This is a genomic window from Bradyrhizobium sp. Tv2a-2, from assembly GCF_000472425.1.
Lineage (GTDB): Bacteria > Pseudomonadota > Alphaproteobacteria > Rhizobiales > Xanthobacteraceae > Bradyrhizobium.
The window spans coordinates 93,374-119,171 of record NZ_AXAI01000019.1 but is presented as its reverse complement, the minus strand read 5'-3'; the positions used below and the strand labels follow the sequence as shown (position 1 = coordinate 119,171).

Here is a 25,798-nt window from a genome sequence, read left to right as displayed (position 1 = left end):
GGACAAAACCAACGGGAGCTTCCCCATGACCGATTCCGCCACAAGTCCCCTCGCCGCAATCTCGTCATCGCTTGCCGACGTCGTCGCGCGCACCTCACCTGCCATCGTATCCGTGCATTCGCACCGGTCACGGGCGTCCGGCTTTGTCTGGAAACCAGGTCTGGTGATCACGGCCGACGAAGCCCTGGCGGATGAGGGCGCGGTCACAATCACGCTCGCCGATGGTGCAGAGCACACCGCATCCATCGTTGGACGTGATCACACCACGGACGTTGCGCTTTTGCGCACCGGAGCCAAGACGATCCCGCCAATTGTGCTGGCCCAGGTCGTGCCTCCGCTCGGCACGCTTGCGGTGGTCGTCGCTACCGAACGTGGCGCTCCTACCGCTTCGCTTGGCATGGTCTCGCTGGTCGGCGAGCGCTGGCGGAGCCTGCGCGGCGGCGATATCGACGCCAGGATCGAGCTCGATGTCCGGTTGCGTCACAGCCACGAGGGCGGGCTAGCGCTCGATGCTGCAGGTCGTGCCTTCGGCATGGCCGTGCTCGGCCCGCGGCGCGTGCTGACCATTCCCGCCGGCACAATCGAGCGGGTCGCGACCAGGCTCGAGACCCATGGGCGGATTGCGCGGGGTTATCTCGGGGTCGGCCTGCAACCCGTCAGGCTCGATGACGGCGTCGGCGCCATGGTGATGAGCGTCGACAAGCAGGGACCGGCGGCGCAAGCCGGCATCCGGCAGGGCGATGTGATCGTGGCTGTGAACAACGAAAGGATCGCGGGCGTGCGCGCCCTCATCCGCTCGCTCGGGCCCGACAGCGTCGGATCGACGATCGATCTCGCGCTCCAGCGCGCCGGCGAGCCGGTAAACGTCAAGCTGACCGTCGGCGAAAGGCCGGAGACGTGAGCGAGACGACGACGTCACCGCCGATCGTCATCGAGATCGAGCTCGCGGACCCGGAGCTCGCGGAGCGTCTGGTTTCGCTGCTCGCCGGCGTCGCGGGCTTACGTCTTGCGGCGCCCGGCGAGGCTGCCGATGTCGCGATCGTCTCGCGACCTCAGCGTGAGGCGAGCGAAGCTGCCGATACCGAGCTGACCCCGCGCGAGCTCGACGTGCTGGCGCTTTTGGCCGAAGGCGCGTCGAACAAGGCGATCGCACGGCAGCTCGGCATCTCCGTCCACACCGCCAAATTCCACGTCGGCTCCATCCTGGACAAGCTGGACGCCACCGGCCGGACCGACGCCGTTGCCCATGCCGCACGGCGCGGTGTGATCAACCTGTGACCGGTCGCGCGGCTACCGTGCGGCCGTCGCCTCGGTTGGAGTTGGCGCGTCGAGCTGGTAGGCCGAAACTCGATCGACCTGGAATTCGACCTCCGAAGGTGACTGCGTGTCGACGAAGCCGACGCCGCCGAGCGTCTTTGAGCCCATCGCGAGATCGATGATCATGTACACGGGAACCTCGAAAGTCGCGGGCACCTTGATCTCCGACACCGCTTTGCGGTCGATGAAATAGACCAGCCGGTCGCGCTCCCACAGCACACCATAGTTGTGGAAGTCGGCCCACGCGTTGGGCACCGAAAAATCGAAACCACAGCGCTCCACAATGCCGGTGGCAGGGATCCGCCAATGCGTCGTCATCACGATATCGCCCGGCTCCTGTCCCCGTCCCTCCATGATGTCGATCTCGGGCGGCCAGCCGCCGTCGTTGGCGAGCATCCAGAACGCCGGCCACACGCCGACGCCGAGCGGGACTTTCGACCGGATCTCGAAGTAACCGAACTTCTGCGAGAACGATTGTTGGGTGGTCAGGATGCCCGAGATATATTCGCTGTTGAACAGCACCGGCTTCAGCGCAGGCGGCATGCGGCTCGCGACAATGGAGAGGACGCCGTTGTCGACCTTGAAGGGATCGAGACCGAGCGGCACGGTGCCGCTCCCCTCATAGCCCGGATCGACGTAGATCTGCTGTTCGCCATTGTATTTCGTCTTACGCCGAAGCTCCGAGGGAGCGCCGCTGCTGTAGAATGATTCCGGCATCACGACGCTGCCGGCATAGTGCGGCACCCACCGCCCGCTCTTGAGCGGGTGCTCGTCGAAATCGTCGTGAAAGGTCCGGTGCAGCGGCACCGTGACCGGCATGGCCGGCCCGGCTGGATCGAGCCGCGCGCAATGTTCGCCGGGCGTATCATTCGGGATTCGCAGCGCGAGCTTCGGTGGCGCGTTTGCAAGTTCATCCTCGGCATGCGCCGCGTTGGCGAGCACAAGCAGGCCGGCCAGGATCAACGATCTCGCCAGCGAAGTTCCCACAGCCGATGACCGCGATACGACTGCCACGCTTTGCTCCTTGAAACCATCCTGAAGCGCCATTCTTCCCGAACCAATTGGGCGGAACGATGCCGCCCGGCAAGATAACTGCTCCTCCGACCACGATCCATCAATCAAGTGTGAACCAGCTCACAGCGCGCGAACCGGATCTCCGTTTGAATGTGCCAAGTGTGGGTGGCGGAATCGCATGATGACGGGCAAGATTGATCTCTGGATAGCTTCGGTTGCGTTGGGCGTCGCCAGCTATGCCGCCATGATCCTCAACTGTCTGGCCCATGAGGAGCTGGATCTGTCGGACATCCAAATCTGCAGATTTGCGGTGTCCGGAGCCCTGCTGATTGCGGCAGCCCTTGCCGCAAGCTGTCTCCGCTGGGGCGCCGGCAAGATCGGCTGACGCGCCCGTCGCGGGCTGCGGCTATTGACCGCCGGATCAGTTCCCATTTTGATCGACGTCAGTTGATTCCTCTCGCTGGCGCGGCTGCCATTTTGCGGCGCGGGGGGGCGCGTTTTTCGGTTCCGATTTTTTCACCTATGTTTTTCCGGAGGCGATTTTGAAAGCATTGCTGCAAACCATTGTGCTGTCATTGACTCTGACTGTGCCTGCACTCGCCGAAAAGCTGGTCGATCCGACCGCAGTTGCGCCCGAATACAAGGTAGCGGCCGAGAAGCGCCGCGCCGAGCAGATCAAGCAGCACGACTGCGCCAGGAGGGCCGACCTGGAAAAGGTGATGCCGCGCGAGCGCACCGCCTTCCTGCTGCAATGCCTCGAGGCCGACGCCCAGAAGTGATTCCAATCCCCTTACTGCTGTAACCAGACCGGTGCCCTAACGCGGACGATACAGCTGCGCGAGTCCAACAACCGTTGATATCTCGCAACGAGGATATTGTGCCGTTCGCGAAGTTACGAAACACTGTCGGCAGCGGCGTTTGTGTTTGCGGGGCAAGGATGCGTAAGCAAGACGGCGAATACGACTATCATCGCTACCGGCAATTGCTGGCCGAAGCGAGCGACGAGAGCAAGCGCATCGAGCTGATCGCGCTCCTGATCGAGGAAGGGGCCCGGGATCGTCTGGCCGCGGAACGCGCCTCCGACCGCGCCGCAATGACCGCGATGACGGTCGCCAGGGTACTCGGGAACTCCATGCCCCTGCCCGACAGACCACCCGCCGCGTTACGCCTTAACCTTGTGCCGTTGCGATCGGTTAAGGATGCCCGATAACGGTCCGAAGACGTTTCTGGCTTAGAAGATGCTCCCCAAGGTCCGATCCCGATTTTCGCATCAGACATTGAAGGTGCACCATGAATACCGTTTCTTCGCTGGCACTCCGCCGTTTCGACGCGCCGCGCGCCGCCGATCGATCGCTGCAGGCCGTTGCGCTGCTGTCCTGTGTCGGCCTGGTCGTCTCGCTGGGCTTGACGAGCTTTGGTTTCGATCTCGGCATCGGCTGGGTCTGACAAACCGCGCCTCCGATTGCCGCATCGCCTGTTTTGCGCTAGCGAAATAGCCAGCGTTTAACGGTGCCGAAAGGCCCGGTGTTCGGAGCGAGCCCTTGCTTAAATCTGTTCGTCTTGCCGCGCTCAGCCTGCTTGTGCTCGGTGCAGCCTTCACGTCACCGCCAGCCCGCGCCGACAAGGCGCAGACCATGACGCTGCTGGCGAAGGCCCCTGCCCTGCCCGATATGGCGCTCGGCAAGGACCATGCCCCGATCACCATCATCGAATATTCGTCACTGACCTGCCCGCACTGTGCTGCCTTCGAAGAGAACGTGTTCCCGATGTTGCGGTCGAAATACATCGACACGGGCAAGGTGCGCTTCATCTCCCGGGAGTTTCCGCTTGAGCTGAAGGCCGTGGCGGCATCGATGCTGGCGCGATGCATCGCCGCCAACGACGCGCCGCGCTATTTCGATGCCATCACCATGCTGTTCAAGCAGCAGGACGCCGTGATCGAGCATACGGTTGAGACCTTGAAGGATGTCGGCGCCCATTTCGGCATGAGCGAGCAGGACGTCGACACCTGCGAGAAAAACCAAGAACAGCTCGACAAGATCGCGGCCGACCAAAAATTCGCCTTCGACCAGCTCAAGGTCGATGCGACGCCGACCTTCTTCATCAATGGCGAAATATCCAAGGGGTCGATGTCGTTCGAGGAATTGGACAAGCGGCTGACCAGATTGCTGAAGCGCTGAGGCGTTCGATGGCCCTAGCCTGAGAACAGTGTCACCGGCATCCCGAATCCCTTTAAGGCGTAATCGCGTCCGTCGCCACGGATCATATCGGCAGTACGCTCGCGTACCGCCGAGGTCACCAGTATCTCGCCCGGCTTTGCCACGGTCTGGGCGCGGGCGGCGCGGTTGACAACGGTCCCGATTGCAGTGAGGTCGCGATGGGTCTGACCGAATTCCCCAAAATTGGTCTCGCCGCTGTCGATTCCGATGCCAATGCCCAGATCAGCCGCGCTTGTGCCAATCGTCTGAGCTAACTGATCGTGCTGCGCAGCGAAGCGCTTCTGAATCTCACGTGCTGCCCTAAGCGCTTCGGCAGCATGATCTTGCCGTCGGACCGGAAAATTGAAGATCGCGAAGACCGCATCTCCTATCGTCTTGTTCAGCAAGCCATCGTACCGCCAGATCGCCGCAGCGCAGTCGTCGTAAAACGTGTCCAGCAACGACGTCAGGGCTTCCTGTTCGAGACTCTGTGTCAGCTCGGTATACCCCCGCAGATCCGCGAACATGACGGTTGCCTCGATCGTAACCGCCCGTGCCTTCATGATCTTCGAGAAAGCCATCTCGCAGATCGTGCAGGTGTTGGGGTTCATCCGGCTCGGCTTGATGCCAAAGACACGAAAGGGCGCGGACAGCGGCCCGCGTAACGGAATAGGCAGGTGCAGGTTCTGCCAGCAGCCAAGGCACAACGAAGCGGGTTCCGGGGTCATGCGAACTCACATGCGGACGTTCTAGCCTGCCGGATGTTACACGCTTGGCGGAGCTGCCGCTTGGTTTTGTTGACAGCCTGGATGCCGGTTGGACGATTGTCGTGCTAACACTTTAAGTCAGGAAGCTGATGCCGATCCGGTTGTCCTGGATCCAGACCACTTCGCAATCGCGCACCGAGCGGTCGGCAGCCATCACCAGCCGAAAGCGTGACGGAACGAAGGCAGCGTTGGCGACGTCGATCGCCGCTCCCTCGGCGGAAATGTTGCACACGGTGCAGCCCATCACCGAGCCGCCTGATGAGACATAGGCGGGCTCGTTCACATCGGTGCGGGGATGCCTGCGTCTTTCCATGGCCTGATCCGGTTACGACAGTGCACAGACTACGGGCAAAATCCTAAAGAATTGGTCCGTGCCCTTCTCCCGCATGTGCGAGCAAGGTCCGCCACAAGCAAGCCCGGCAACGGCGGCGTCGCGCCGGCTAGCGATGCCGTGCCGCAACACGCATAGCAAGCACGCTGATACCGGCCTTGCCGCTTGCCGCGATCGCGCTGTAGCTTTCGCGGAGGGACAGGAGCGCTGGCGCAACGCTCACCTTTTAAAAAATGAACATGCGCCAAGGGGAAAACGCCATGTTCGAGATACTCGATCGACGGACGAGTCTGACCGGCAACCAGATCAAGATATTGGGCGCCGCGATCGTCGGCGATGCACTTGAATTCTTCGACTATTTTCTGATCGGCTTTGTGCTGGCCTTCCTGATCGGGCCGTGGAAGCTGACCTTCGGCCAGTCCGCGACGGTCTTGATGAGTTCCGGCGTCGGCGCCATTCTCGGAGCCTATGCCTGGGGCTGGCTTGCCGACCGCATCGGCCGGCGTGTGGTCTTTATTGGGACGGTCTTGAACTTCTCGATTGCGACGGGACTGCTCTATTTCACGCCGGATAATGGCTGGATCTATCTGGCCGTCATGCGCTTCTTCGTCGGCACCGGTGTCGGCGGGCTTTATTGTGTCGACCTGCCGCTGGTGCAGGAGTTCATGCCCTCGTCCAAGCGCGGATGGATTGGCGGGCTTGTTACCTGCGTAATTCCGCTCGGCGTCGGTATCGGCGCCGTGCTCGGGGCCTTCATCGGGACCGACCAATGGCGTCTGCTCTTTGCCATCGGCGTGCTGCCGGCACTGCTCGTGCTGCTGGTCCGCATGTGGGTTCCGGAAAGCCCGCGGTGGCTGTGCCGGCAGGGCCGCTATGAGGAGGCCCGCAAGTCGCTCGCCTGGGCGCTGCAGGTCGACCCCGCCTCGCTGCCGATGCCGACGGCCGCCGACGCCGGCCCCGTGGTCGTCGCGAACTGGCTCGACTTGTTCAAATATCCACGCAGCCTGATCGTTTCCTGGCTCGGCAATGCCGGGGCACAGACCGGGGTCTACGGCATTACCCTGTGGGCTCCGTCGCTGTTCGTGCTGCTGTTGAAGGTCAGCCCGCAGCAGGCCGCCAAGATGATGATCCTGCTCTCGGTGTTCGGCTTCATCGGGCGGGTGTCGTTCTCCTACTTCTCGGAGCTGATGGGACGGCGCAACGCCGGTGGGCTGCTCGGCTTCGGCGCCGGCTTCCTGACCATCCTGGCCGGGTATAATTACGATGCCAGCTTGTTTGGCGTCTCGGCATTCTGGCTGATCCTGGCCGTGGCATTCTTCTTTGCCGACGGCGGCTTTGCCATTGTCGGGCCCTATGCGGCCGAAGTCTGGCCGTCACACCTGCGTACCTCGGGCATGGGCTCGGCCTATGGCTTTGGCGGCATTGGCAAGATCATCGGCCCCGTCGGGCTCGCGCTGATCGTCGGCTCCAACAATTACCTGAAGCCCGACGTGCCGCTGCCTCAGATACCTCTGGCCTTCGTCTATCTCGGCTGCTGGTTCCTGATGGCGGGCGCCGTCTATTACTTCTTGGGGATCGAGACCAAGGGTAAGTCGATCGAGCAGATCGATCAGGAATTGAACGCCGCTGCTGATCTGGCCACGGCGCGGGTCCGGCAAGCCTGAGTTCTTTCAATGCCCGTTGCAATGACAACTGACCTTGCGGGCGATCGAGGCGTGATCGCCCGCGCCGAAGGCGTCCGGGATGCGGTCGCAGCCGCCTCCGACGAGATCGAGCGGGACCGGCGGCTGCCGCCGGCCCTGCTCGACCGGCTGCATGAGGCGGAGCTGTTCCGTCTGCTGTTGCCGCGCTCCTCCAATGGGATCGAGACCGATCCCATCACCTTTTTCCACGTGATGGAGACCATCGCCCAGGCCGACGCCTCGACGGCCTGGTGCCTGAGCCAGGCGGGCGGCTGCGCGATGTCGGCGGCCTATCTCGACCTGCCGGTGGCGCAAGCGATCTTCGGCAATGATCCGCGCGCAGTGCTGGCCTGGGGACCAGGGCCAAGGGCGAAGGCGATCGAGTGCGACGGTGGCTACCGCGTCACCGGCGTGTGGGCCTTTGCCTCCGGCGGCCGCCACGCCACCTGGCTGGGCGCACATTGCCCCATCTTCAAGGACGATGGCTCGCCGAGGTTGGACCCAACCGGTGTGCGGGAGGAGCGCACCATGCTGGTGCGCACCGAGGACGTCGAATGGACCGACATCTGGAACACGGTTGGGCTGCGCGGCACGGCCAGCGACCAGTTCGCGCTCGACGATTTCTTTGTCCGCACGGACCATTCCATCACCCGCGAGTTCGACCGCGAATGCCGCGAAAGCGGCCCGCTTTACCGGATGAGTAATCACACCTGCTACCAGATCGGCTTCGCCGGTGTCGCCTGTGGCATCGCTCGCGGCGCGCTCGACTGTTTCCTCGACATGGCGAAGGGCAAGGTGATTCGCGGCGGCAAGCGGCCGATCGGCGAAAATGCCGTGGTGCAATCGGGCCTCGCCCAAGCCGAGGTCAATCTGCGCGCCGCGCGTGCCTATGTGCTGCAGTCCATGGCCGAGATCTGGCAGGACCTGTGCGCCGGCGCCATGATCACGGTCGCGCAACGCATCATCGTGCGCATGGCAGCCACCAATGCCATCCTCAGGGCGCGCGAGGCGGTCGACTTCGCCTATCACACTGCCGGCGCGACCTCGATCTTCGACAATCATCCGCTGGAGCGGCGCTTCCGCGATATGCATACGGTGACCCAGCAACTGCAGGGGCGGATGAGTCATTTCGAAACCGTCGGTGCCTGGATGCTCGGCGCCGAGACCGACCTCACCTTTGTCTAAGGAGAAGAACAATGCCTCTTGGTACACTCCAGCACTTCACCATCGAGCCGCAGAACCTCGAGCGCAGCCGGGATTTTTATGTCGATGTGCTCGGACTAGAGATCGGCGATCGCCCGCCGCTCGATTTTCCAGGCTACTGGCTTTATTCGGGCGGCGTCGCCACCGTGCACCTGATGGGCACGCGCAAGCCGCGCGAGGGAATCGTTGTCCGCGGCACCGAGAAGACATTCGAGGACACCGGCCGCTTCGACCACATCGCCTTTGCCGCCACCGATGTGGAGAGCGTGCGGCAGCGATTGCAGTCGAAAGGTGTCAAATTCCGGGAGAGCATCGTGCCGCGGACCGGCGACACTCAGTTCTTCCTCTATGATCCCGATGGCGTCGGCGTGGAGCTGAACTTCCCGAAGTCTTGAGTGTTCTCCAAGGCCTGCAAAAGACAGCTTCGCGATATCCTTCGGCCAGCCTTGCGTTGGCCGAATTTATTTATCCACAGCGCATCCACCCAATCGTGACAAGGTCACGCGCCAGCCATCAGTCGGGCCTGAATCGGTCCGCATTTTTTCACCATTGCGTGAGGAATTGTGAACGCCGCGCCGCTGCGGCAGGATAGCCGGGTGCCGGGCCTTTAACCTACCCCAGGGCACGCGCGCCCGGCTATTCGCTGCGGCGCGCTCCCTGTTCCGACGGGTTCAATCCAGCCCGCGCTCGTGGCTCAGGCGGACCATTTCGTCGATGAAGAGCTGCTTCTGCTTGTCGTCGAGGCTTGCATAAAGCGGCTCGGCGGCGTCGGCGACATTGCGCTGGTCGGCGGCCCGATCGACCAGGAACTGCGCCTCATTGCGCATCTGCTCGATGACGTCGTCCGGCGGGTCGCGCTGGGCGCGGGCGATGCGCAGGTTGAGCCGCTCGGCGCCGTTGTGACCGAGATAGTGCATGGCGCTGGCGAACGAGCCCCAGTTCTTCTCCTGGTCGGGCGTCAGGTTGAGCTCCTTCTTGATTCGGTCGACATAGGAGTCGCTGTTGGAGACGATCTGCTCGGCGGTCAATTGCGGCGCGCCGTCCTGGGTCATCACCGCGACTGGCTTGCCGTCCGCCGCCGTTGGCGTCGCCGGCGCGGCGGGAGCCGCGGCCACTGGTATGCCCGGCGGTGCGGCGGGCGCCTTGGCTGTCTTGGTGGCCTTGGGCGATTTGGCGTTGCCCTGCTTCTCTTTTTCGCTGGCCTTGTCGCTAGCTTTATCCTTGTCGCTGGGCGCAGCCGCCTGCTGGTTGTTATTGTTTCCGGTGTTGCCGGTGAAGACGCCGGTCACCCCGGTAACCACCCCGACCACGCCGCCGATCGCTCCGCCCAGCACGCCGCCGACCGGACCCGCGGCCTTGTTGCCCTCGCGCGCCCCGTCCTGAACGCCCTTGACCAGGCCCTGTGCGTCAACCAGTCGCGGGGCGTTGACAAGGACGACGGCGGCGACCCCAAGTGCGATGCACAGCCTCAAGCGCGCACGCAGCTTTGACGTCGGACTGGTCATTGGTTTGGCTCCTTAAATCGATCCGGATGTGAGTTCGTTCTGGGTGATGCGCGGTCGGAATCCTTGGCCGGCGCTTCGATTCTAGCGTTTCCGCATCGCCTAAGTCCACTGCTCAAGGTGATTGCGTACCGATCGACAAGCTACTTGTTCGACACAAGAGGCTTGCTTGAAGGACGGCGCCTGACGGCTGTTATATGCGGCGCAATATGTAAGAGCGATACACCATCAGTGTCCCCGTTAGGATTCGACGCGAGCCTTATCGTACGCAACGTTAGTTCTAGGCTTGCTCACCACCTCATTTCTCGACAGATGCCGTCAATTCTGCTCTGATCGCCAGTAATGAAATCTCCGCGAAGCCTATTCGGGCCGCGAAGCAAAAATAAAAACGCGATTTCGCATTCGGATCCGATTGGCTCACCCGAGGGAGGAACGCTATGTCTGGGAAGAGGATCAGTCGCCGCCAATTCGTCGCCAGCAGCGCCATTGCTTCCGCCGCACTCGTCAGCGCGCCTTACGTGCGCTCCGCGCACGCGGCCGGCAAGGTCTCTATCGGCTTCTGGGACCACTGGGTTCCAGGCGCCAACAAGACTTCAACCGACCTCGTCAATGAATGGGCAGCCAAAGAGAAGGTCGAGGTTTCCATCGACTACATCACGAGCCAGGGCAACAAGAACCTGGTGACCATCGCAGCCGAGGCCCAGGCCAAGTCCGGCCATGACATCCTGTCAATGCCGACCTGGTGGCCGCATGCCAATTCCGAACTGGTCGAGCCCGTCAATGATGTGATGGAACCGCTGATCAAACAGAACGGGGCCGTCAATGGCACGGTCCAATATCTCGGCCAGCTCGACGGCAAGTGGCTCGGTGTTCCGACCTGCCTCGGCAGCCAGATCAAGGGCCCCTGCTCCCGCATCGACCTGATGAAGAAATATGCAAACATCGATGTACAGGAGATGTATCCGGCAGGCAGCCCGCCCAAGGCCGACAACTGGACCATGGAAACCTTCCTAAAAGCGGCGGAAGCCTGCCAGAAGGGCGGCTATCCCTTCGGTATCGGGCTCGGTGAAACCTCCGACTCCGTCGATACCGCCGGCGCCATCTTCCAGTCCTTCGGTGCCGAACTCGTCAATGCCAAGGGCGACCTGACCGTGAAGACCGACAATGTCCGGCAGGCGCTCGAATTCTACAAGAAGCTGATCCCGCTTCTGCCGCCTGATGTCGCGGCCTGGGACGACGCCTCGAACAACAAGTGGCTGATCGCCGGCAAGGGCGCCATGATCATGAACCCGCCGAGCGCCTGGGCCGTCGCCAAGCGCGACGCGCCGGAGATTGCGGCGCAGTGCTGGACCCACGGCTTCCCGTCGGGACCCAAGGGCCGCTTTGCGCCGTTCCTGCCCTACTTCCTGACCCTGTGGAGCTTCTCCAAGAACAAGGAAGCGGCAAAGAGCCTGCTCACGCATCTATCGCAGCCAGACTCGATCGAGCGGCTGGTCAATGCCAGCGGCGGCTATGATCTGCCCGCCTTCGAGAAGCTGACCACCTTGAAGGCCTGGGCCGAGGCAGAGCCGCCGAAAGGCACGCTCTTCCATTATCCCAACCCCTATAAGCACCAGACGCTGTCGATCGCGGCTTCACCCGCACCACCCAAGATCGCGCAGCAGATCTATGCCCAGGCCACGCTGACCAAGATGTGCCTGCGCTTTGCCCAGGGCGAAGCCATGGAGAAGACCCTCGCCTGGGCCGAGGGCGAGTGCGAAGGCTTCATGCGAAGCTAAAGCCAACGGCTTTCGCCGCGGCCGCCCGCCAAACGTGGTCGGCCCGGCGCAAGCCTTCCTCTCGAGCCGATCGTTCGGAACGTCGGCTCCGCGGTGAATGATCCTGCAGGGGAAGATGCATCATGGTCGATGTCGCATTTCAACAGAACCGCGTTCAGGGCGTTCGGCGTGCGGGCAAGCGCATCACCCTGCGCAATGCGCTCAAGCGGAAGTCGACGGCTGCGTTCCTGATGACGCTGCCGCTGATCCTGCTCATCGCGATCCTCGTGATATATCCGGCCTTCTACGCCATCCATCTGGCGACGCTGAACAAGGCGATGACCAAGTTCGTCGGCTTCGGCAATTTCCAGTTCCTGTTCAAGCGCGACACCTTCTGGATGGTGGTGGAGCAGTCCTGCATCTTCGCCATCACGGCGGTGATCTTCAAAGCGCTGATCGGCTTCATTGTCGCGCATTTCGCCCACAACATCCCCTCCAGGAAACAGCGCAAATGGCGCGGCATGCTGCTGGTGCCCTGGGTGATCCCGCCGGCCATGAGCACGCTGGCCTGGCTGTGGCTGTTCGATCCGTCCTACAGCGCCTTCAACTATACGCTCGGCGCTTTCGGCATCGGACCAATCTCATGGCTGGGTGAGGCCGGCTGGGCCCGCTTCTCCGTCATTCTGGTCAATGTCTGGTTCGGCGCGCCGTTCTTCATGATCATGTATCTCGCTGCGCTGAAATCGGTCCCCGACCAGCTCTACGAGGCCGCAGCCATCGACGGCGCCAACTGGTGGCAGCGCATCTGGTACGTGACGCTGCCGATGATGCGCAACATCATCGCCATCACCACGCTGTTCTCGCTGATCGTGACCTTCGCCAATTTCGACATCACGCGCATCCTGACCGCCGGCGGCCCGCTGGATCGCACGCATCTGTTCGCGACCTGGGCCTTCAAGATCGGCATCGAGGGCAGCGACATTCCGCTCGGCGCCAGCGTCTCGCTGTTCATGGCGCCGATCCTTGCGGTCGCCGCTTTCTTCATCCTGCGTGATGTCTCCAAACGCGGGAACGAAGCCTGATGAGCACACTCACGATCGACAAGTCCGGCCCCCGGCGCAAGGTCAAGTATGGCAGCATGAGCCGCGACCGGGTCTGGGCGCTGCGCTGGTCCTATTTCTTCCTCACGCTGTTTGCGATCTTCTCGCTGCTGCCGCCGATCTACATGCTGATCACCTCGCTCAAGAGCAGCGCGGAGATTTCAGCGGCGACCAATCCCTGGTGGGTCTACCATCCCACCTTGTCGAACTACATCGAGCTGCTGACGTCGAACCAGTTCCTGCGCTTCTTCTGGAATTCGGCGATCATCTCGGTCGTCGTGGTCGCCATCACCATGCTGATCAGCGTGCCGGCGGCGTTCGCGCTGGCGCGGATGAAGTTCTGGGGCTCGGCGACGCTCGCGACGGGCGTGTTCCTGACGTACCTCATTCCCGACAGCCTGCTGTTCATTCCGCTGTTCAAGATGTTCGCGCTGGTCGGCGACTGGACCGGCATCCAGCTCATCAACCGCTGGTATGTGCTCTTGTTCATCTATCCGACCCTGACCGTGCCGTTCGCCACCTGGATCATGATCGGCTATTTCGCCTCGATCCCGAAGGAGCTGGATGAAGCCGCCATCATCGATGGCGCGTCGTGGTTTCAGACACTGACCCGCGTCTTCATCCCGGTTGCGCTTCCGGGGTTGATCGCAGCCACCATCTTTGCCTTCACCGTCTCCTGGGCGCAATTCCTCTATCCGCTGGTGTTCACGACCTCGACCGACCAGCTCGTCATGCCGGTCGGCATCATCACGACGCTGATCAAGGGCGACGTCTTCAATTGGGGACAGATCATGACCGGCGCCTTGCTGGGCGCCGCGCCGCCTCTCATCATCTACGCCTTCCTGATGGACTACTACATTGCCGGCCTGACCGCCGGTGCGACGAAGGGTTGAAGCCGATGGCCGAAGTGAACTTGCGTAAGGTCGTGAAACGTTACGACGATGTCGAAGCCGTGCGCGGCATCGATCTCGACATTGCGGACCACGAGTTCATCGTGCTGGTCGGGCCATCGGGTTGCGGCAAGTCCACCACCTTGCGGATGATCGCAGGATTGGAGGACATCACCGACGGTGACATCTCGATCGGTGGCGACGTCGTCAACGACGTGCCGCCGAAAGACCGCGACATCGCCATGGTGTTCCAGAATTATGCGCTCTACCCGCATATGACGGTCGCGGAGAACATGTCGTTCGGTCTGCGGCTGAAGCATTACCCCAAGGCCGAGATCAAGTCGCGGGTGACCGAAGCGGCGCGGCTTCTCGACATCACCGATCTGATCGACCGCAAGCCGAAGCAACTCTCCGGCGGCCAGCGCCAGCGCGTCGCTATGGGCCGGGCCATCGTCCGCAATCCGAAGGTGTTCCTGTTCGACGAGCCGCTCTCCAATCTCGATGCCAAGCTCCGCGTGCAGATGCGGATCGAGATCAAGAAGGTGCACCAGAAGGTGCGCACGACGACGGTTTATGTGACGCACGACCAGGTCGAGGCGATGACGCTTGCCGATCGCGTGGTGGTCATGAACAAGGGCCGGATCGAGCAGATCGGCGCACCGAACGAGCTCTATCACAACCCGGCGACACGGTTCGTGGCCGGCTTCATCGGCTCGCCCGCGATGAATTTCCTGCCGTGCCGCCTCGAAGAGGCCGGCGACAAGCTCAACGTCCGCCTTACCGACCGCCTCGCCTTCCCCGTGCCGCCGCTGCGTGCCGCTCGCTACAAGAATATCCCACGCAACGAGCCGCTGGTGATGGGCATCCGGCCCGAGCACATCACCGAGGCACGGCCGCACGCCGAGCCGGGCGTCGAGCCGTTCGACGCGGTGCTCGATGTCACCGAGCCGATGGGCATGGAGACCCTGGTCTACTTCACGCTTGAAGGCGCGCAGCTTTGCGGGCGCGTCAATCCCAATGCCGCAGCACGCGTGGGTGCCGCGATGCGGTTGGCGGTGGACCTCAACAACGTGCACCTGCTAAACGAAACGAGCGGGGTCGTCCTGGGACGGCCGTAGCGATCTCTGATCGCGGTGCTAAAGCATGATCCGGAAAAGTGTTAGCGGTTTTTCCGAAAAGATCATGCTCAATCGAAGACCCAAAGCGCGATGACGATTCAACCAAATCTCATCGCGCTTCAGTTCAGCCGTCGCGTTCGTGTCTGACGAGTCGACCTTTCCACTGGAAAGGGATCAACCAAGTGTTTTGTTTGTCACCCTCAGCCGTTGTGCGAGGACCCTCATGACTTTGAGGGCAAAATAGGGGGTTTGGCTTACCAGAAAAAGAAACTGCTTTTCCGAGACAGGAACGAGTTCAACGTCGGTGATCGCCAAGGCGGTCGCGCTCCGTGGCTCATCGTCAATCAGCGCCATTTCACCAAAAATCGTGTCGGCCGTAAGGTCGGCCACAACTCTATTGCCGATTTGAATTCGCACGAAACCGCTCTTGATAACGAAAAGCTCGTCGGCATCCTCTCCTTCGCGGAAAATGACACCACCGGCTCTTACTCTGCGCGTCTCGATATCGTTGCCAGTCAAGATGCTAAAGCTTGCATTGGCCGCCATTGCCAACTCCCAAACCTCAAAGTGGTGAATGCTAGCAGCATTGTGAACGTTGCGGTATCCGGTTTGCGGCTCCTTTAGCCGCCCCTTGGCCCTATCTGTGCTCATGAACCGCTCGGGGTTCACGTCAGTTAGCCCCCAAGAGCAGCCCGAGAGCAGACATTCCGGGACCGTCGCTTGTGGGCCAAAAGGCAGCATGCACGGAACTATTCGATCACCTGATCTGCGCTCATCAGAATGTCCGGCGACAGCCGAATTCCAATCGCATCGGCGGTACGGCGGTTGATGACCAATTCGAATTTGGTCGGCTCCTCAATCGGTATCTCGCCCACCGATGTGCCGTTGAGCAGCTTGACCGCAAAGCGCGCGAGTTGGCGATAAATTGCGTCGATGTTAGGCCCGTAAGACATCAGGCCACCGGCATCCACATATTCGCGGGCGTCGAATACGGCGGGTAGCCCGAGCTTACGGCATTGCTCAGCGATCAGTTTAAGATTGGTCACGACCGTCGGATTGCGGAAAGTGATGATGCCGTCGAGATGGTTCGCGCCTGCCTCACTGAGGGCTGCAGCAAGATCGCCGGCTGAGCGGACATTCAAGGCGACAAGTTCAAGTCCTAGTTGCGTGGCTGCCGCCTCCTCGGTCTGCCAGGCACGCTTCGCACTCGGCCAATCGTCGCGCAACAGCACCCCGACGCGAAGCGCCGATGGCACGACCTGCTTGAGCAGAGACAACCGCTTCGGGGTCAATTCCTCGGCGAGACTGTAGACACCGGATATGTTGCCAGCCGGTCGGGCCAGCGACTTGGCCATGCCGTTCTCGACCGGATCGTCGTTAAGGCGTCCAATGATCGGCACCGTCCTGGTCACGCGCGCGGCCGCCACGACCGAGGGTTGACTGGTTGCCAAAATGAACCGGACATTGAGGCCGATAAGCTCCGCCGCGAGATCCGGCAATCGCGCCTCGTTGTCTTCGCCGTAGCGCTCGATCAAAAGGTAATCGCGCCCCTCGATCTGGCCGAGCGCACCCATCCCTTCGCGGAACGCTTTCAGTTGATCCGGGGTGTGGTGGGGGCCTTGAATCTTGAGCCAGCCAATCTTGACTGGCGAGCCGGCGCTCCAAGCTCCTGGCGCGGTGATGGGCCACGCGATCGCGCTTCCGATCCATACAAAAACGTCTCGGCGCCTCATACTCGAACCTCACGCTTGCGGATCGTTGATCGTAGCGATGAGGTGCAATTGTTGGAAGGTGTCGGAAGAATCACGGTCAATGTCGCAGTTGGGTCATGTGTGGACGACGCCCGCAAGAAGCGAACCGGACAGCGGCTCACGCACTATCAAGGGAGCTTCGACGCGAGCCCATTCCTGATGCTGCAGCGGCACGGTCGATTTCGGTGAACACCCCATTCTAATCGGCCTCGACTTGTCAAAGTAGTCGCGCAGCCTGCGAGCGTAAAGCCGAAGCGCAATCTGTCCAGCAGCCGGTCGATAGGAAAGGACGCCTGACATTTTATCGTCACTTTCGATGTCGTCTCAGAACCGCCAGTGAACGACACCGAGGTCGACCTGCTACATTCATTGGGAGCGGCCTTGGGCTATCGTCCCCGGTCTGATAGATTGAGAACTTTACTAAAACTCATTTTCTTCACGGAGACCGATATGGTGGATACCAACTGGACGATCCATGGTCGCGAATTCGTCAATTGCAATTGCTCGTACGGTTGTCCATGCCAGTTTGACGGCACGCCGACCTATGGCCATTGCCAGGCAGTGGCAGGCATGCAGATCGAGAAGGGTTACCACGGCTCGACGAATCTCGATGGTCTGAAGTTTGTTGGAATTTTCCGCTGGCCCGGCCCGATTCACGAAGGCAAGGGCGAAGCGGCCGTCGTCATCGACGAGCGAGCCACTGAAGCACAGCGCGACGCCATGCTTCGCATCCTCAGCGGACAGGACACCAAGCCAGGTGCCACGATCTTCAACGTCTTTGCTTCGACCTTCGAGAAGATGCATCCGCCGATCTTTGCGCCGATCGATTTTGAGTCCAACGTGGCGGCTCGGCGCGGCCGCGTGGTGGTGAAGGGCGTTACCGAAGGACGCGGCGAGCCGATCCTCAATCCAGTGACAAAAGCCGAGCACCGCGCGCGCATCGACATCGTAGACGGGTTCGAGTACACGCTTGCGGAGATCGGACGCGGTTGGACCAAGGTGTCAAACCCCATCCAGTTTGAGCTTGCCGATTCTTACGCGCAATTTGCGGAAATCCATCTGTGCCAGGACGGAATCGTGCGCTGAGATGTCATGAACGACGCGGCACTGGCGGCCGTCCTCAAACGTGATCGAGCCCTCGTGGCGGCATGTCTTGTGATCCTTATCCTGCTTGCCTGGGCATATATCGTCTGGCTTGCGGACGATATGGAAATGGGCGGCATGGATATGACGGGATTTCGGATGATCCCCGCGGGCAGCGGGCTAATGATGCCCGTGGACGCGCCCTGGCATGCCATCGAGTTCGCGTTTGTCTTCGCCATGTGGGCCGTCATGATGGTCGGCATGATGACGCCATCGGTCAGCCCGCTCGTTCTGCTCTATGTGCGAGTCGGCCGCCAGGCCGCGGCGCAGCAGCAACCTTTTGCGGCGAGCGCGTTCCTTGCGGGGGGATACCTGCTGGCATGGACCGCTTTCTCTTTGATCGCGACGCTCGGCCAGTGGGCGATCGAGCGGATGGGCTTACTCACGCCCTCAATGGCAAGTGCAAGCAGTACCTTTGGAGGGCTGATCTTGATCGCTGCGGGGCTGTATCAATGGACCCCCCTCAAGGATGTCTGCCTGAGAGAATGCCAGTTTCCGCTGCAATTCATTCAGCGGCATGGCGGCTTCCGCGCAGATGCGATCGGCTCGCTTGCGCTCGGCGCGCGCCACGGCGTTTATTGTGTGGGCTGTTGCTGGGTGTTAATGGCGCTATTGTTTGTCGGCGGTGTAATGAATGTTTTTTGGATTGCTCTCATCAGTATTTTTGTACTGGCAGAGAAAGTGGTCCTGGTTCGACGGCTCATCTCACGCTCCACCGGGACGCTGTTCTTGGCCGTCGGGGTTTGGCTGATCGCATCGTCCTTGCGTTAGCGTAGCAGCAATGAGACCGCACACAGCGTCCGCCTTGGGTCCAAAAGCTAACCTCACGCCCTATTCGATCACTTCATCGGCGCGCGCGAGCATCGATGTTGGGATATTCAGGCCGATCATCTTGGCGGCCTTGGTGTTCACTACGAGTTCATATTTGGTCGGCGTCTCGGTAGGAATCTCTTCCGGCCTCGTGCCTTTGAGTATCCTGTCAACGTAGCTGGCAGCACGTCGGAACTCGGCCTTTCGGTCCGAACCATAGGCAATCAACCCACCCGCGCGAGCGAAGGCAGCAGCGTAATAAACTGCGGGCAATCTAAATCGTTCGGCCAATGAAACGATTAGATCGCGATGCATCACGGACAGGCCACTTGAGGTCACAATGAGACCTCCGCCGCCCGAAGTCGCAAACGCCGATGTTTCGCGCTCAATAGCGGTTGCATCATGCATGTTCACAGGACGTATTTCCAACCCGGCGGACGTTGTAGCCGACTGAACCGCCTGGAATTGGCCTATTCCCGCTGTGGTCTGCGGATCGCGAAGCACTGCCACTCGCTTTAAGTGCGGTAACACTTCCTTCAGGAGGTCGACCCATTTGCCGCCTATGGTGTACTCGAAGCTGGCAACGCCGGTAGCATTGCCTCCAGGCCTGGCTAAGCTATCAATGAATCCGGCACCGACCGGGTCCGGTACAATTGTGAAAACGACGGGAATGTTGCGGGTTAATTGCAGTAGTGGCCCGGTGGCGGTTGCGCCCGCTGTTACAATGACCTCCGGCGCGAGGGCCGCTAACTCGGCGGCATTCTTCGCGATCCCATCGACGCTGCCACCCGACCACCGGATATCAAGCCGAAGATTGACTCCCTCGGTCCAACCGGCTTGCCGCATTCCGTCGATAAATGCCTTTATTAGCGTGGGATATTCCGCATCCTCTATTTTCGCGGGAAGCAGAATACCGACGCGTCTGATAGACGCGACCTGCTGCGCCACGCTTTTGAGCGGTAACAAGAGCGGGACACCGAGAAGCGCAAAGAAACGCCGTCGGTCCATCACTTCACCTTACCTTCATCAGACAATCCTGCGGCGCTCGACAATAGAACGGTACGTCAAGCGCCCACAATACACTTTTCGGCTCAAACCGAGGCTGTGCCGGCCGGCACTCTCAGAGCAGGCCGACCCTAAAAACGCTGACGGTTCACGGGTGCATCCGGATGAGGAGTGGTGATGGGCCTTGGGGCGGATGTCCGCTTGTCCAGGAGACGTTCGCTGCTCACGGCGGATATGTCGCATTTTTGCGGGAGCGCGCGCGATTATCGCATGCGCCACCCAAGGGAGCCCGACGAATGTCATAAAGTGCCGACCCAGTGATCTCCCGGGCGGGGTTTTTGATTGGCCTTCGCTCACGAGACGCGCTAACGGCTCGGGCCGAGCGCTCGGTCGTTTCAGACGACTATCGTCGCTCCGGGGCCCGGCCTCCTAGGCACGCCGGGCCTCGTTCTCATTTCACGCAAAGAAAGCCCAGCAGCGGCGGGCTGCTGGGCCTTCTAGCGCGGTCCCCCTTAAAGGGATTAAGCGAAGCCCTGAATACTCAACGCTACGCAATACCTGACAGAGCGACGCGGAAATTGGATGTAAGCGAGTGCAAAAAGATGGCCATGGGAAGGTGATTTCAGGGATACGTATTTCTACGGACGCGTCCGAATGTGAGCGCTATGCGAATTAAATTCCGCTCCCGCCGGTCAGACATGGCGCCTAGCTGAGGCGGCAGCCCGCTACGCGCGAAGCGGTTCACTTCGGCTAAATTCAAGTCTAACTGCTCCGGGCCGGGCTCCCATCGTGATCAACCTGCCGCTCGCCGTGCTAGGGCCTGCCGAAAGGCCAATGCAAGGTCGCCATAGTAAAAGGCGAGAATATCGTAGAACTCTCGCTGCGCTCCTTGTGCTCGGTCAGCACACTCTTTGCATTTGGCGGCTTTGTTCTCATAGCTCTCCGCCTTGCTTTGAAGATCAGTCAACGCCCCACCCCACTTACAACCATCGACCAACAAACCTCTGCCATGTGGCAGGGTTCGAAAAGATGGCGCCGGAAGGAGAATTTTAGGGCGGTTGAGCGACGCCGCTTCGGCACGCTCAGCGAGCCTCGGGTAGGCACCGCTGAGAAATGGTTAGCGCGGAGACCGGGAGCGGCGGCCAACGATCGCAGCCGCAGCAATAGCGTGAGGACAACGCATACCTCATCCTCCGTTGCCGTCCGCCCTTGGCCGCGCTAGCCTCGGGTATCGGGGCGGTACGGGAAGTACCCCCTCTCAACAAGGGCAGGAAATGGCAGCAAACAAAAAGAAAATCCTCGTCACGGAATCTCTATCAGCACCGGGACGAGCGCTCCTCAATGCGCGCGACGATATCGACCTCATCGAATTTCCCAACATGATCTCGGCCGAGGACTTCCAGGCCATGCTGCGCGCGCAGGCGCCGGTTCATGGCGTCGCGCTGGGTGCAACAAGGTTCGGCGAGGTCGAGTTGGAAGCCTCCGGCGACATGCGGGTCGTGACCCGCATTGGCGTCGGCTTCGACGCGGTCGACGTTCCCGCGCTGAGCCGCCGCAGGGTCCCGCTGATGGTCGCGGGCACGGCCAATTCGCCTTCGGTTGCCGAATGCGCGCTGTTCATGATGCTGACGCTCGCCAAGCGCGCAGCCGAGATGGACACCATGGTCAAGACCGGCACCTGGCCCGAGCGGCTCGGCAAACTGCCCTATGATCTCTTCGGCAAGACCTTGCTGATCGTGGGCTTCGGCCGCATCGGCACGCGCACCGCCAAGCGTTGCCAGGCGATGGACATGCAGGTCTTGGTCTACGATCCCTACAAACCCGCGGCTGACATCAAGGCGGCCGGCTGCGAGCCGGTCGGCGATCTCAACGCCGAGCTGCCGCGCGCCGATTTCGTCAGCGTCCATTGTCCGAAGACGCCGGAAACCGTCGGCCTGTTCGACGCCGCGCGGCTGAAGCTGATGAAGCCCGGATCCTACCTGATCAACACCGCGCGCGGCGGCATTGTCGACGAGAAGGCGCTTTACGACGTGCTGGCCTCAGGCAAGCTCGCTGGCGCGGGCCTTGACGTGTTCGCGCAGGAGCCACCGCAGGTCGACAATCCGCTGTTCAGCCTGCCCAATGTGATCACCGCCCCGCATGTCGCCGGCGTCACACGCGAAGCCGTCGACCGCATGAGCGAGCAGACCGCGCGCAATATCCTGAGTGCGCTGGACGGCGATCCGATCAGGCAGAACGTCATCAATCAGGATGTACTCGGCTGAACCCGTTGGCGGGCGCTTCGGACGAAGCGTCCGCCGATTTCATCTATTTGCTCAATGAGTTGAAGAATGGCTTTCAAGGAATACGGAAATTACGATGCGGTCGGTCTGGCCGCGCTCGTGCGCAAGAAGGATGTGACCGCACAGGAGCTTCTGGACGAGGCAATCGCCCGGACCGAGAAGGTCAACCCGGAGATCAACGCCGTCGTGGTCAAACACTACGACTATGCGAAACAGCAGATCGAGAAGGGATTGCCCGAGGGCCCGTTCACCGGCGTGCCGTTTCTTCTGAAGGATCTCGACCTGCTCGAGGGCACCCGGACGACATTCGGCGCGAGCCTCTACAAGAACGAGGTCGCCAATCATTCCGGCACGCTGGCGCAGCGCTTTCTCAACGCGGGGCTTGCGATCTTCGGCAAGAGCTCGAGCCCGGAGTTCGGCCTGATGCCGACCACGGAGCCACGACTGCATGGCCCAACCCGCAATCCCTGGAATCCGGCCCATTCCTCCGGCGGCTCGTCCGGCGGCGCGGCGGCAGCGGTCGCGGCGCGCATCCTCCCGGTTGCTCATGCCAGCGATGGCGGCGGCTCGATCCGTATCCCCGCCTCCGCCTGCGGCCTGTTCGGCCTGAAGCCGACGCGGGCACGCAATCCGCTCGGTCCCGATCGCGGCCAGGGCTGGGGCGGCTTCTCCTGCGGCCATGTCGTGAGCATCAGCGTGCGCGACAGTGCGGTGATGCTGGACGCGATTTCAGGACCCGAACTGACCAGCCCCTACCAGGCTCCGCCGCCTGCGCGGCCGTTCGCGGAAGAGGTCAAGCAAGCACCCGGGCGGCTGCGCATTGCCTTTACCGCGGCATCGCCCTTCGGCGAGGCGATTGATCCCGAGATCGCCGCCGCCGTGCGCGACGTTGCATCGCTCCTGGAAAAGCTCGGGCATCATGTCGAGGAACGCGCGCCCGTGCTCCCGACCGATCCTGCGGCGGTCATGACCACCATCGTCGGCGCCAATACCGCGCTGAATGTTCGGCTCGCGGAGCAGCGCTTCGGTCGCGAAATGACGGTCGAGGATTTCGAAATCCTGACCATCGCGATGGCCCACAATGCGAAACAGACAAGTGCGACGGATTATGTCGCGGCCGAGCTTGCGGCATTCCAGATCTCGCGCAGGCTGGCCGAGTTCATGGCCGCCTACGACGTCTTCCTGAGCCCGACGCTCTGTGCTCCGCCCCTGCGTCTCGGCGAGCTCAATTCGATGGCGTCGGACCTGTCCCATATTGGGCCAACGCTGCGGCGCTATATTCCGGGAACGGCAATGTTCAACATGTCCGGCCAGCCGGCGATGTCGGTGCCACTCGCCTGGAATAGCGCAGGCCTGCCGCTCGGCATGATGTTCACAGGCCGCTTTGGCGATGAGGCGACATTGTTGCAGCTCGCGGCCCAGCTCGAGCAGGAGCGGCCGTGGCGGGCGAAACTGCCGCGGATTTGCGCCTAAACTCGGCCTTATTCGGAATCAAGCTTCCGAAATCGGGACGCCGCCAAGGGAATTTCAAGCGAAGAATTGGGGCCGGACGTCCGCAATTTTTCGGAGGATGGACATTGACCCAAAGCGATCCGACCGACGAGGCGCTTGCGACCATCGCAAACATACTTGAGCAGCCGCAAGGCCACCTTGTCCACGAAGCGCCAACGACGGGCTCGCCGCCGATCGCGCCCGTCGAAGCCGATGGCTACACCAAGGTTGGCCCGGGCCCGATGGCAGCCATCCGCTTCAAATGGAGTGTCCGTCGCGACGAGCACGACGCCTATTTCGTCGATGAGACCATCGGCGAAAGCTCTGTTTCGATAACGGTCGGAGGGCCGATGAGCGCGGAAGCCGCGGTGAAGCTGGTCGACGAGCGCGAGAGCGATGCGCATCATCGCTTTGAGCAGATCCGCCGCGAAATGATTGGCCGCGGCTCGGCCACTGTCGCGCCGCACAGCGACGAGGAATAAGTCAAGCGGCGCATCTGCTACGAAGGACGCGTTTGCGAATGCCGGCGACTGCTCTATGCCGGTTGCAGTCACCGGCATTTTCGCTAGAGAGCCCGATGCTTCGTATCCTGACTTGCCTCGCCGCCGCCCTTCTCCTCACGGCAAACGCTGCGCAAGCGCAGCAGCAGACCTCCCGCCTCGACGAGATCATGAAACGCGGCGCGCTGCGCGTCGGCATGACCGGCGACTACGCCCCTTTCAGCCTGTTCGACGGCGCAACCAGCAAGTTCAAGGGCTTTGACGTCGATATGGCCGAAGCCTTGGGCAAGGCGCTCGGCGTCAAGGTCGAATTTGTCAAAACCGCCTGGCCGCAACTGACGAAAGATTTCGAGGCCGACAATTTCGACATCGCGATGGGTGGCGTCTCCATCACGCTCGACCGGCAGAAGAAAGGCTTGTTCTCAACGCCGATCATGCGCGAAGGCAAGACACCGATCGCGCGCTGCGGCGATGCGACGAAGTTCGAGACGCTGGACAAGATCGACCAGCCGGGCGTTCACGTGATCGTCAATCCCGGCGGCACCAATGAGCGCTTTGCGCGCGCGCATTTGAAGAACGCCGAGATCAAAGTGTATAGCGACAATGTCACCATCTTCGATCAGATCGCCAAAGGCGATGCCGACCTGATGATGACGGACGCATCCGAGACGCGCTACCAGCAAAAGCTGCATCCCGGCGTGCTCTGCGCGGTGCATCCCGATCATCCATTCGACTTTGCCGAGAAGGCTTACTGGCTGCAGCGCGACGAGGCCTTGAAGGATTTTGTCGATCAGTGGCTGCACATATCGATGGAGGATGGCAGCTACCGGAAGATCTATGCCGCCTGGTTCGAATGAGACTGGAACCGCGGACAGATGAGACAATTGACCGGCTGGGCGGTCAAATTAGACTGGATACGGCGGAAGCATTGAACCAAAGCGACTAGCCCACGACTTATGTCGTGAAAGTGATCTAGATCACGTTTCGGAAGCGAGCCCCTACATAGGGTCGTGCCGAAATTAAGCTGCTCAGGAGGTCACGATGAAGAGGCTGTTGGCTCTTACCGCATTCCTGTTGGCAAGCAGTGCTGCGCAGGCCCAGTACTCTTTCCAGTATGGCGGCCACACCATCCATATCGATCCGGATCGCGGCACGGTCTCGATCCCGGGGATCTACGACAATACCGGCCGCAAATCGAAACGCACGCGCAACACCGATCAGGACTCAAGCCACAGGCAGCCGCACGCGCCGCAGGAGGCCAAGGTCGAGCCGCAAGCGCCAGCAGCGCCCGCGCCGGCTGAGGCTCCGACGACGCCCGCCCCACAGGCGGCAGTCCCGGCCGTGCAGGCGCCGGGAGCACCCGTTGCGCCAGCGCAACTACCGACCGCGACGACGGCCAACAATGCTCCCGCTGACACGGCGACGTTGGCGCCTCCTCCCGCCCCGCCGGCGCCTGCGCCAGCCGCGCAGCAGGATGCCGCCACGACGCCTCAGGCCCAGCCCGCTCCCAATGTCGTGGTGCTGCCGGCGCCGCAACCGCCCGCCCCACCAGCGCCACCTCCGGCTCCTCCCCAGCAGACAGCGACAGCAGCGCCTGCTCCTGCGCCGGCAGTCCGCGATCCGAACTCACCAGTCGGCGTATGGCTCACGGAGGAGAAGGAGGGTAAGGTTCGCATCGAGCAATGCGGCGCCAATCTCTGCGGCTATTCGGTGGATTCAAAGTCCAACCTCAATGGCGAGCAGGTGCTGATCAACATGAAGCCGGGCCGGGAGCAGAAATGGAGCGGCCGGATCCTCGATCCCAACACCGGCAGCACCTATGACTCGACCATCGCGCTGAAGGGCCCGGATACGCTGCGCGTGCAGGGCTGCGCCTTCGGTGGCATGTTCTGCGGCGGCCAGACCTGGACGCGGGTGAATTGAACGCGCGGCCCGCT

General features: G+C 61.7%; 28 protein-coding genes. 21 read left to right on the top strand and 7 right to left on the bottom strand.

Annotated elements, in window-relative coordinates:
• The first annotated feature begins 25 nt into the window (after positions 1-25).
• A complete protein-coding gene (locus A3AI_RS0131880; protein ID WP_024519462.1) occupies positions 26-901 on the top strand; it encodes a S1C family serine protease in 876 nt (291 codons plus the stop codon).
• Positions 898-1,278, top strand: coding sequence for a response regulator transcription factor (locus A3AI_RS0131875; protein ID WP_024519461.1), 381 nt, complete (start codon positions 898-900; stop codon positions 1,276-1,278). Before A3AI_RS0131880 ends, A3AI_RS0131875 begins: the two co-directional genes overlap by 4 nt.
• A 12-nt stretch (positions 1,279-1,290) precedes the next feature.
• Here the strand turns inward: A3AI_RS0131875 and A3AI_RS0131870 are convergent, their stop codons facing one another.
• A complete protein-coding gene (locus tag A3AI_RS0131870; RefSeq protein WP_349509709.1) occupies positions 1,291-2,331 on the bottom strand; it encodes a glycoside hydrolase family 16 protein in 1,041 nt (346 codons plus the stop codon).
• A gap of 178 nt (positions 2,332-2,509) precedes the next feature.
• Between A3AI_RS0131870 and A3AI_RS0131865 the strand changes: the two genes are divergently transcribed.
• From A3AI_RS0131865 to A3AI_RS0131845, 5 genes are all read left to right on the top strand, one after another.
• A complete protein-coding gene (locus A3AI_RS0131865; RefSeq protein WP_024519459.1) occupies positions 2,510-2,716 on the top strand; it encodes a hypothetical protein in 207 nt (68 codons plus the stop codon).
• A gap of 157 nt (positions 2,717-2,873) precedes the next feature.
• The gene (locus tag A3AI_RS0131860; RefSeq protein ID WP_024519458.1) at positions 2,874-3,110 is read left to right on the top strand and encodes a hypothetical protein; all 237 of its coding nucleotides are present in this window, start codon (positions 2,874-2,876) and stop codon (positions 3,108-3,110) included.
• A gap of 158 nt (positions 3,111-3,268) precedes the next feature.
• Positions 3,269-3,541 carry a hypothetical protein gene (locus A3AI_RS43765; RefSeq protein WP_024519457.1) on the top strand — a complete coding sequence of 91 codons (273 nt, stop codon included), beginning with the start codon at positions 3,269-3,271 and terminating at the stop codon, positions 3,539-3,541.
• A gap of 80 nt (positions 3,542-3,621) precedes the next feature.
• A complete protein-coding gene (locus A3AI_RS48145; protein WP_156928029.1) occupies positions 3,622-3,777 on the top strand; it encodes a hypothetical protein in 156 nt (51 codons plus the stop codon).
• A gap of 95 nt (positions 3,778-3,872) precedes the next feature.
• Positions 3,873-4,511, top strand: a complete 639-nt coding sequence (locus tag A3AI_RS0131845; RefSeq protein WP_036050196.1) for a DsbA family protein — start codon at positions 3,873-3,875, stop codon at positions 4,509-4,511.
• Positions 4,512-4,525: 14 nt separating this feature from the next.
• Here A3AI_RS0131845 and A3AI_RS0131840 read toward each other — a convergent pair whose 3' ends face one another.
• Together A3AI_RS0131840 and A3AI_RS0131835 are read right to left on the bottom strand one after the other, a co-directional pair.
• Entirely contained in the window at positions 4,526-5,257 is a 732-nt protein-coding gene (locus A3AI_RS0131840) for an adenylate/guanylate cyclase domain-containing protein (RefSeq protein ID WP_024519455.1), read from the bottom strand.
• Between the two features lie 112 nt (positions 5,258-5,369).
• Positions 5,370-5,609: a PilZ domain-containing protein gene (locus A3AI_RS0131835; protein ID WP_024519454.1), complete on the bottom strand. Its 240-nt coding sequence runs from the start codon at positions 5,607-5,609 to the stop codon at positions 5,370-5,372.
• Between the two features lie 278 nt (positions 5,610-5,887).
• Between A3AI_RS0131835 and A3AI_RS0131825 the strand changes: the two genes are divergently transcribed.
• From A3AI_RS0131825 to A3AI_RS43760, 3 genes are read left to right on the top strand one after another with little or no spacing between them, the layout of a single operon-like run.
• Complete coding sequence (locus tag A3AI_RS0131825) at positions 5,888-7,291, top strand: MFS transporter (protein WP_024519453.1); 1,404 nt, start codon at positions 5,888-5,890, stop codon at positions 7,289-7,291.
• 9 nt (positions 7,292-7,300) lie between these two features.
• On the top strand, positions 7,301-8,494 hold the full coding sequence (locus A3AI_RS0131820; RefSeq protein WP_084801087.1) for an acyl-CoA dehydrogenase family protein: 1,194 nt from the start codon (positions 7,301-7,303) through the stop codon (positions 8,492-8,494).
• An 11-nt stretch (positions 8,495-8,505) separates the two neighbouring features.
• Positions 8,506-8,907: a VOC family protein gene (locus tag A3AI_RS43760; protein WP_036050192.1), complete on the top strand. Its 402-nt coding sequence runs from the start codon at positions 8,506-8,508 to the stop codon at positions 8,905-8,907.
• 276 nt (positions 8,908-9,183) lie between these two features.
• Here the strand turns inward: A3AI_RS43760 and A3AI_RS0131810 are convergent, their stop codons facing one another.
• On the bottom strand, positions 9,184-10,017 hold the full coding sequence (locus tag A3AI_RS0131810; RefSeq protein WP_024519451.1) for a Spy/CpxP family protein refolding chaperone: 834 nt from the start codon (positions 10,015-10,017) through the stop codon (positions 9,184-9,186).
• A 434-nt stretch (positions 10,018-10,451) separates the two neighbouring features.
• Between A3AI_RS0131810 and A3AI_RS0131805 the strand changes: the two genes are divergently transcribed.
• From A3AI_RS0131805 to A3AI_RS0131790, 4 genes are all read left to right on the top strand, one after another.
• Positions 10,452-11,792, top strand: coding sequence for an ABC transporter substrate-binding protein (locus tag A3AI_RS0131805; protein WP_024519450.1), 1,341 nt, complete (start codon positions 10,452-10,454; stop codon positions 11,790-11,792).
• A gap of 122 nt (positions 11,793-11,914) precedes the next feature.
• Positions 11,915-12,853 (top strand): carbohydrate ABC transporter permease, encoded by a 939-nt coding sequence (locus A3AI_RS0131800; protein ID WP_024519449.1) that lies wholly within the window; start codon positions 11,915-11,917, stop codon positions 12,851-12,853.
• Positions 12,853-13,764 carry a carbohydrate ABC transporter permease gene (locus tag A3AI_RS0131795; protein WP_024519448.1) on the top strand — a complete coding sequence of 304 codons (912 nt, stop codon included), beginning with the start codon at positions 12,853-12,855 and terminating at the stop codon, positions 13,762-13,764. The genes A3AI_RS0131800 and A3AI_RS0131795 overlap by 1 nt, the downstream gene beginning before the upstream one ends.
• A 5-nt stretch (positions 13,765-13,769) precedes the next feature.
• Positions 13,770-14,879, top strand: a complete 1,110-nt coding sequence (locus A3AI_RS0131790; protein WP_024519447.1) for an ABC transporter ATP-binding protein — start codon at positions 13,770-13,772, stop codon at positions 14,877-14,879.
• A gap of 174 nt (positions 14,880-15,053) precedes the next feature.
• Here the strand turns inward: A3AI_RS0131790 and A3AI_RS43755 are convergent, their stop codons facing one another.
• Positions 15,054-15,530: a Crp/Fnr family transcriptional regulator gene (locus A3AI_RS43755; RefSeq protein ID WP_084801092.1), complete on the bottom strand. Its 477-nt coding sequence runs from the start codon at positions 15,528-15,530 to the stop codon at positions 15,054-15,056.
• Between the two features lie 98 nt (positions 15,531-15,628).
• Complete coding sequence (locus tag A3AI_RS0131780) at positions 15,629-16,453, bottom strand: ABC transporter substrate-binding protein (RefSeq protein ID WP_198030252.1); 825 nt, start codon at positions 16,451-16,453, stop codon at positions 15,629-15,631.
• Positions 16,454-17,080: 627 nt separating this feature from the next.
• On the opposite strand from A3AI_RS0131780, the gene A3AI_RS0131775 reads away from it, so the two are divergent.
• Together A3AI_RS0131775 and A3AI_RS0131770 are read left to right on the top strand one after the other, a co-directional pair.
• Positions 17,081-17,716 carry a DUF1326 domain-containing protein gene (locus A3AI_RS0131775; protein ID WP_024519444.1) on the top strand — a complete coding sequence of 212 codons (636 nt, stop codon included), beginning with the start codon at positions 17,081-17,083 and terminating at the stop codon, positions 17,714-17,716.
• Positions 17,717-17,722: 6 nt separating this feature from the next.
• Positions 17,723-18,544, top strand: a complete 822-nt coding sequence (locus tag A3AI_RS0131770) for a DUF2182 domain-containing protein (protein ID WP_024519443.1) — start codon at positions 17,723-17,725, stop codon at positions 18,542-18,544.
• 60 nt (positions 18,545-18,604) lie between these two features.
• On the opposite strand, the gene A3AI_RS0131765 is transcribed toward A3AI_RS0131770, so the two are convergent.
• Entirely contained in the window at positions 18,605-19,591 is a 987-nt protein-coding gene (locus A3AI_RS0131765; RefSeq protein ID WP_024519442.1) for an ABC transporter substrate-binding protein, read from the bottom strand.
• Positions 19,592-20,862: 1,271 nt separating this feature from the next.
• Between A3AI_RS0131765 and A3AI_RS0131760 the strand changes: the two genes are divergently transcribed.
• The 5 genes from A3AI_RS0131760 (at position 20,863) to A3AI_RS0131740 (ending at position 25,784) form a co-directional block, all read left to right on the top strand.
• The gene (locus A3AI_RS0131760; protein ID WP_024519441.1) at positions 20,863-21,852 is read left to right on the top strand and encodes a hydroxyacid dehydrogenase; all 990 of its coding nucleotides are present in this window, start codon (positions 20,863-20,865) and stop codon (positions 21,850-21,852) included.
• A 66-nt stretch (positions 21,853-21,918) separates the two neighbouring features.
• A complete protein-coding gene (locus A3AI_RS0131755) occupies positions 21,919-23,343 on the top strand; it encodes an amidase (protein ID WP_024519440.1) in 1,425 nt (474 codons plus the stop codon).
• A 104-nt stretch (positions 23,344-23,447) separates the two neighbouring features.
• Entirely contained in the window at positions 23,448-23,843 is a 396-nt protein-coding gene (locus tag A3AI_RS0131750) for a hypothetical protein (RefSeq protein ID WP_024519439.1), read from the top strand.
• 95 nt (positions 23,844-23,938) lie between these two features.
• Positions 23,939-24,718: a transporter substrate-binding domain-containing protein gene (locus tag A3AI_RS0131745; RefSeq protein WP_024519438.1), complete on the top strand. Its 780-nt coding sequence runs from the start codon at positions 23,939-23,941 to the stop codon at positions 24,716-24,718.
• Between the two features lie 184 nt (positions 24,719-24,902).
• Positions 24,903-25,784 carry a DUF2147 domain-containing protein gene (locus tag A3AI_RS0131740; RefSeq protein WP_024519437.1) on the top strand — a complete coding sequence of 294 codons (882 nt, stop codon included), beginning with the start codon at positions 24,903-24,905 and terminating at the stop codon, positions 25,782-25,784.
• The last annotated feature ends 14 nt before the right edge of the window (positions 25,785-25,798 follow it).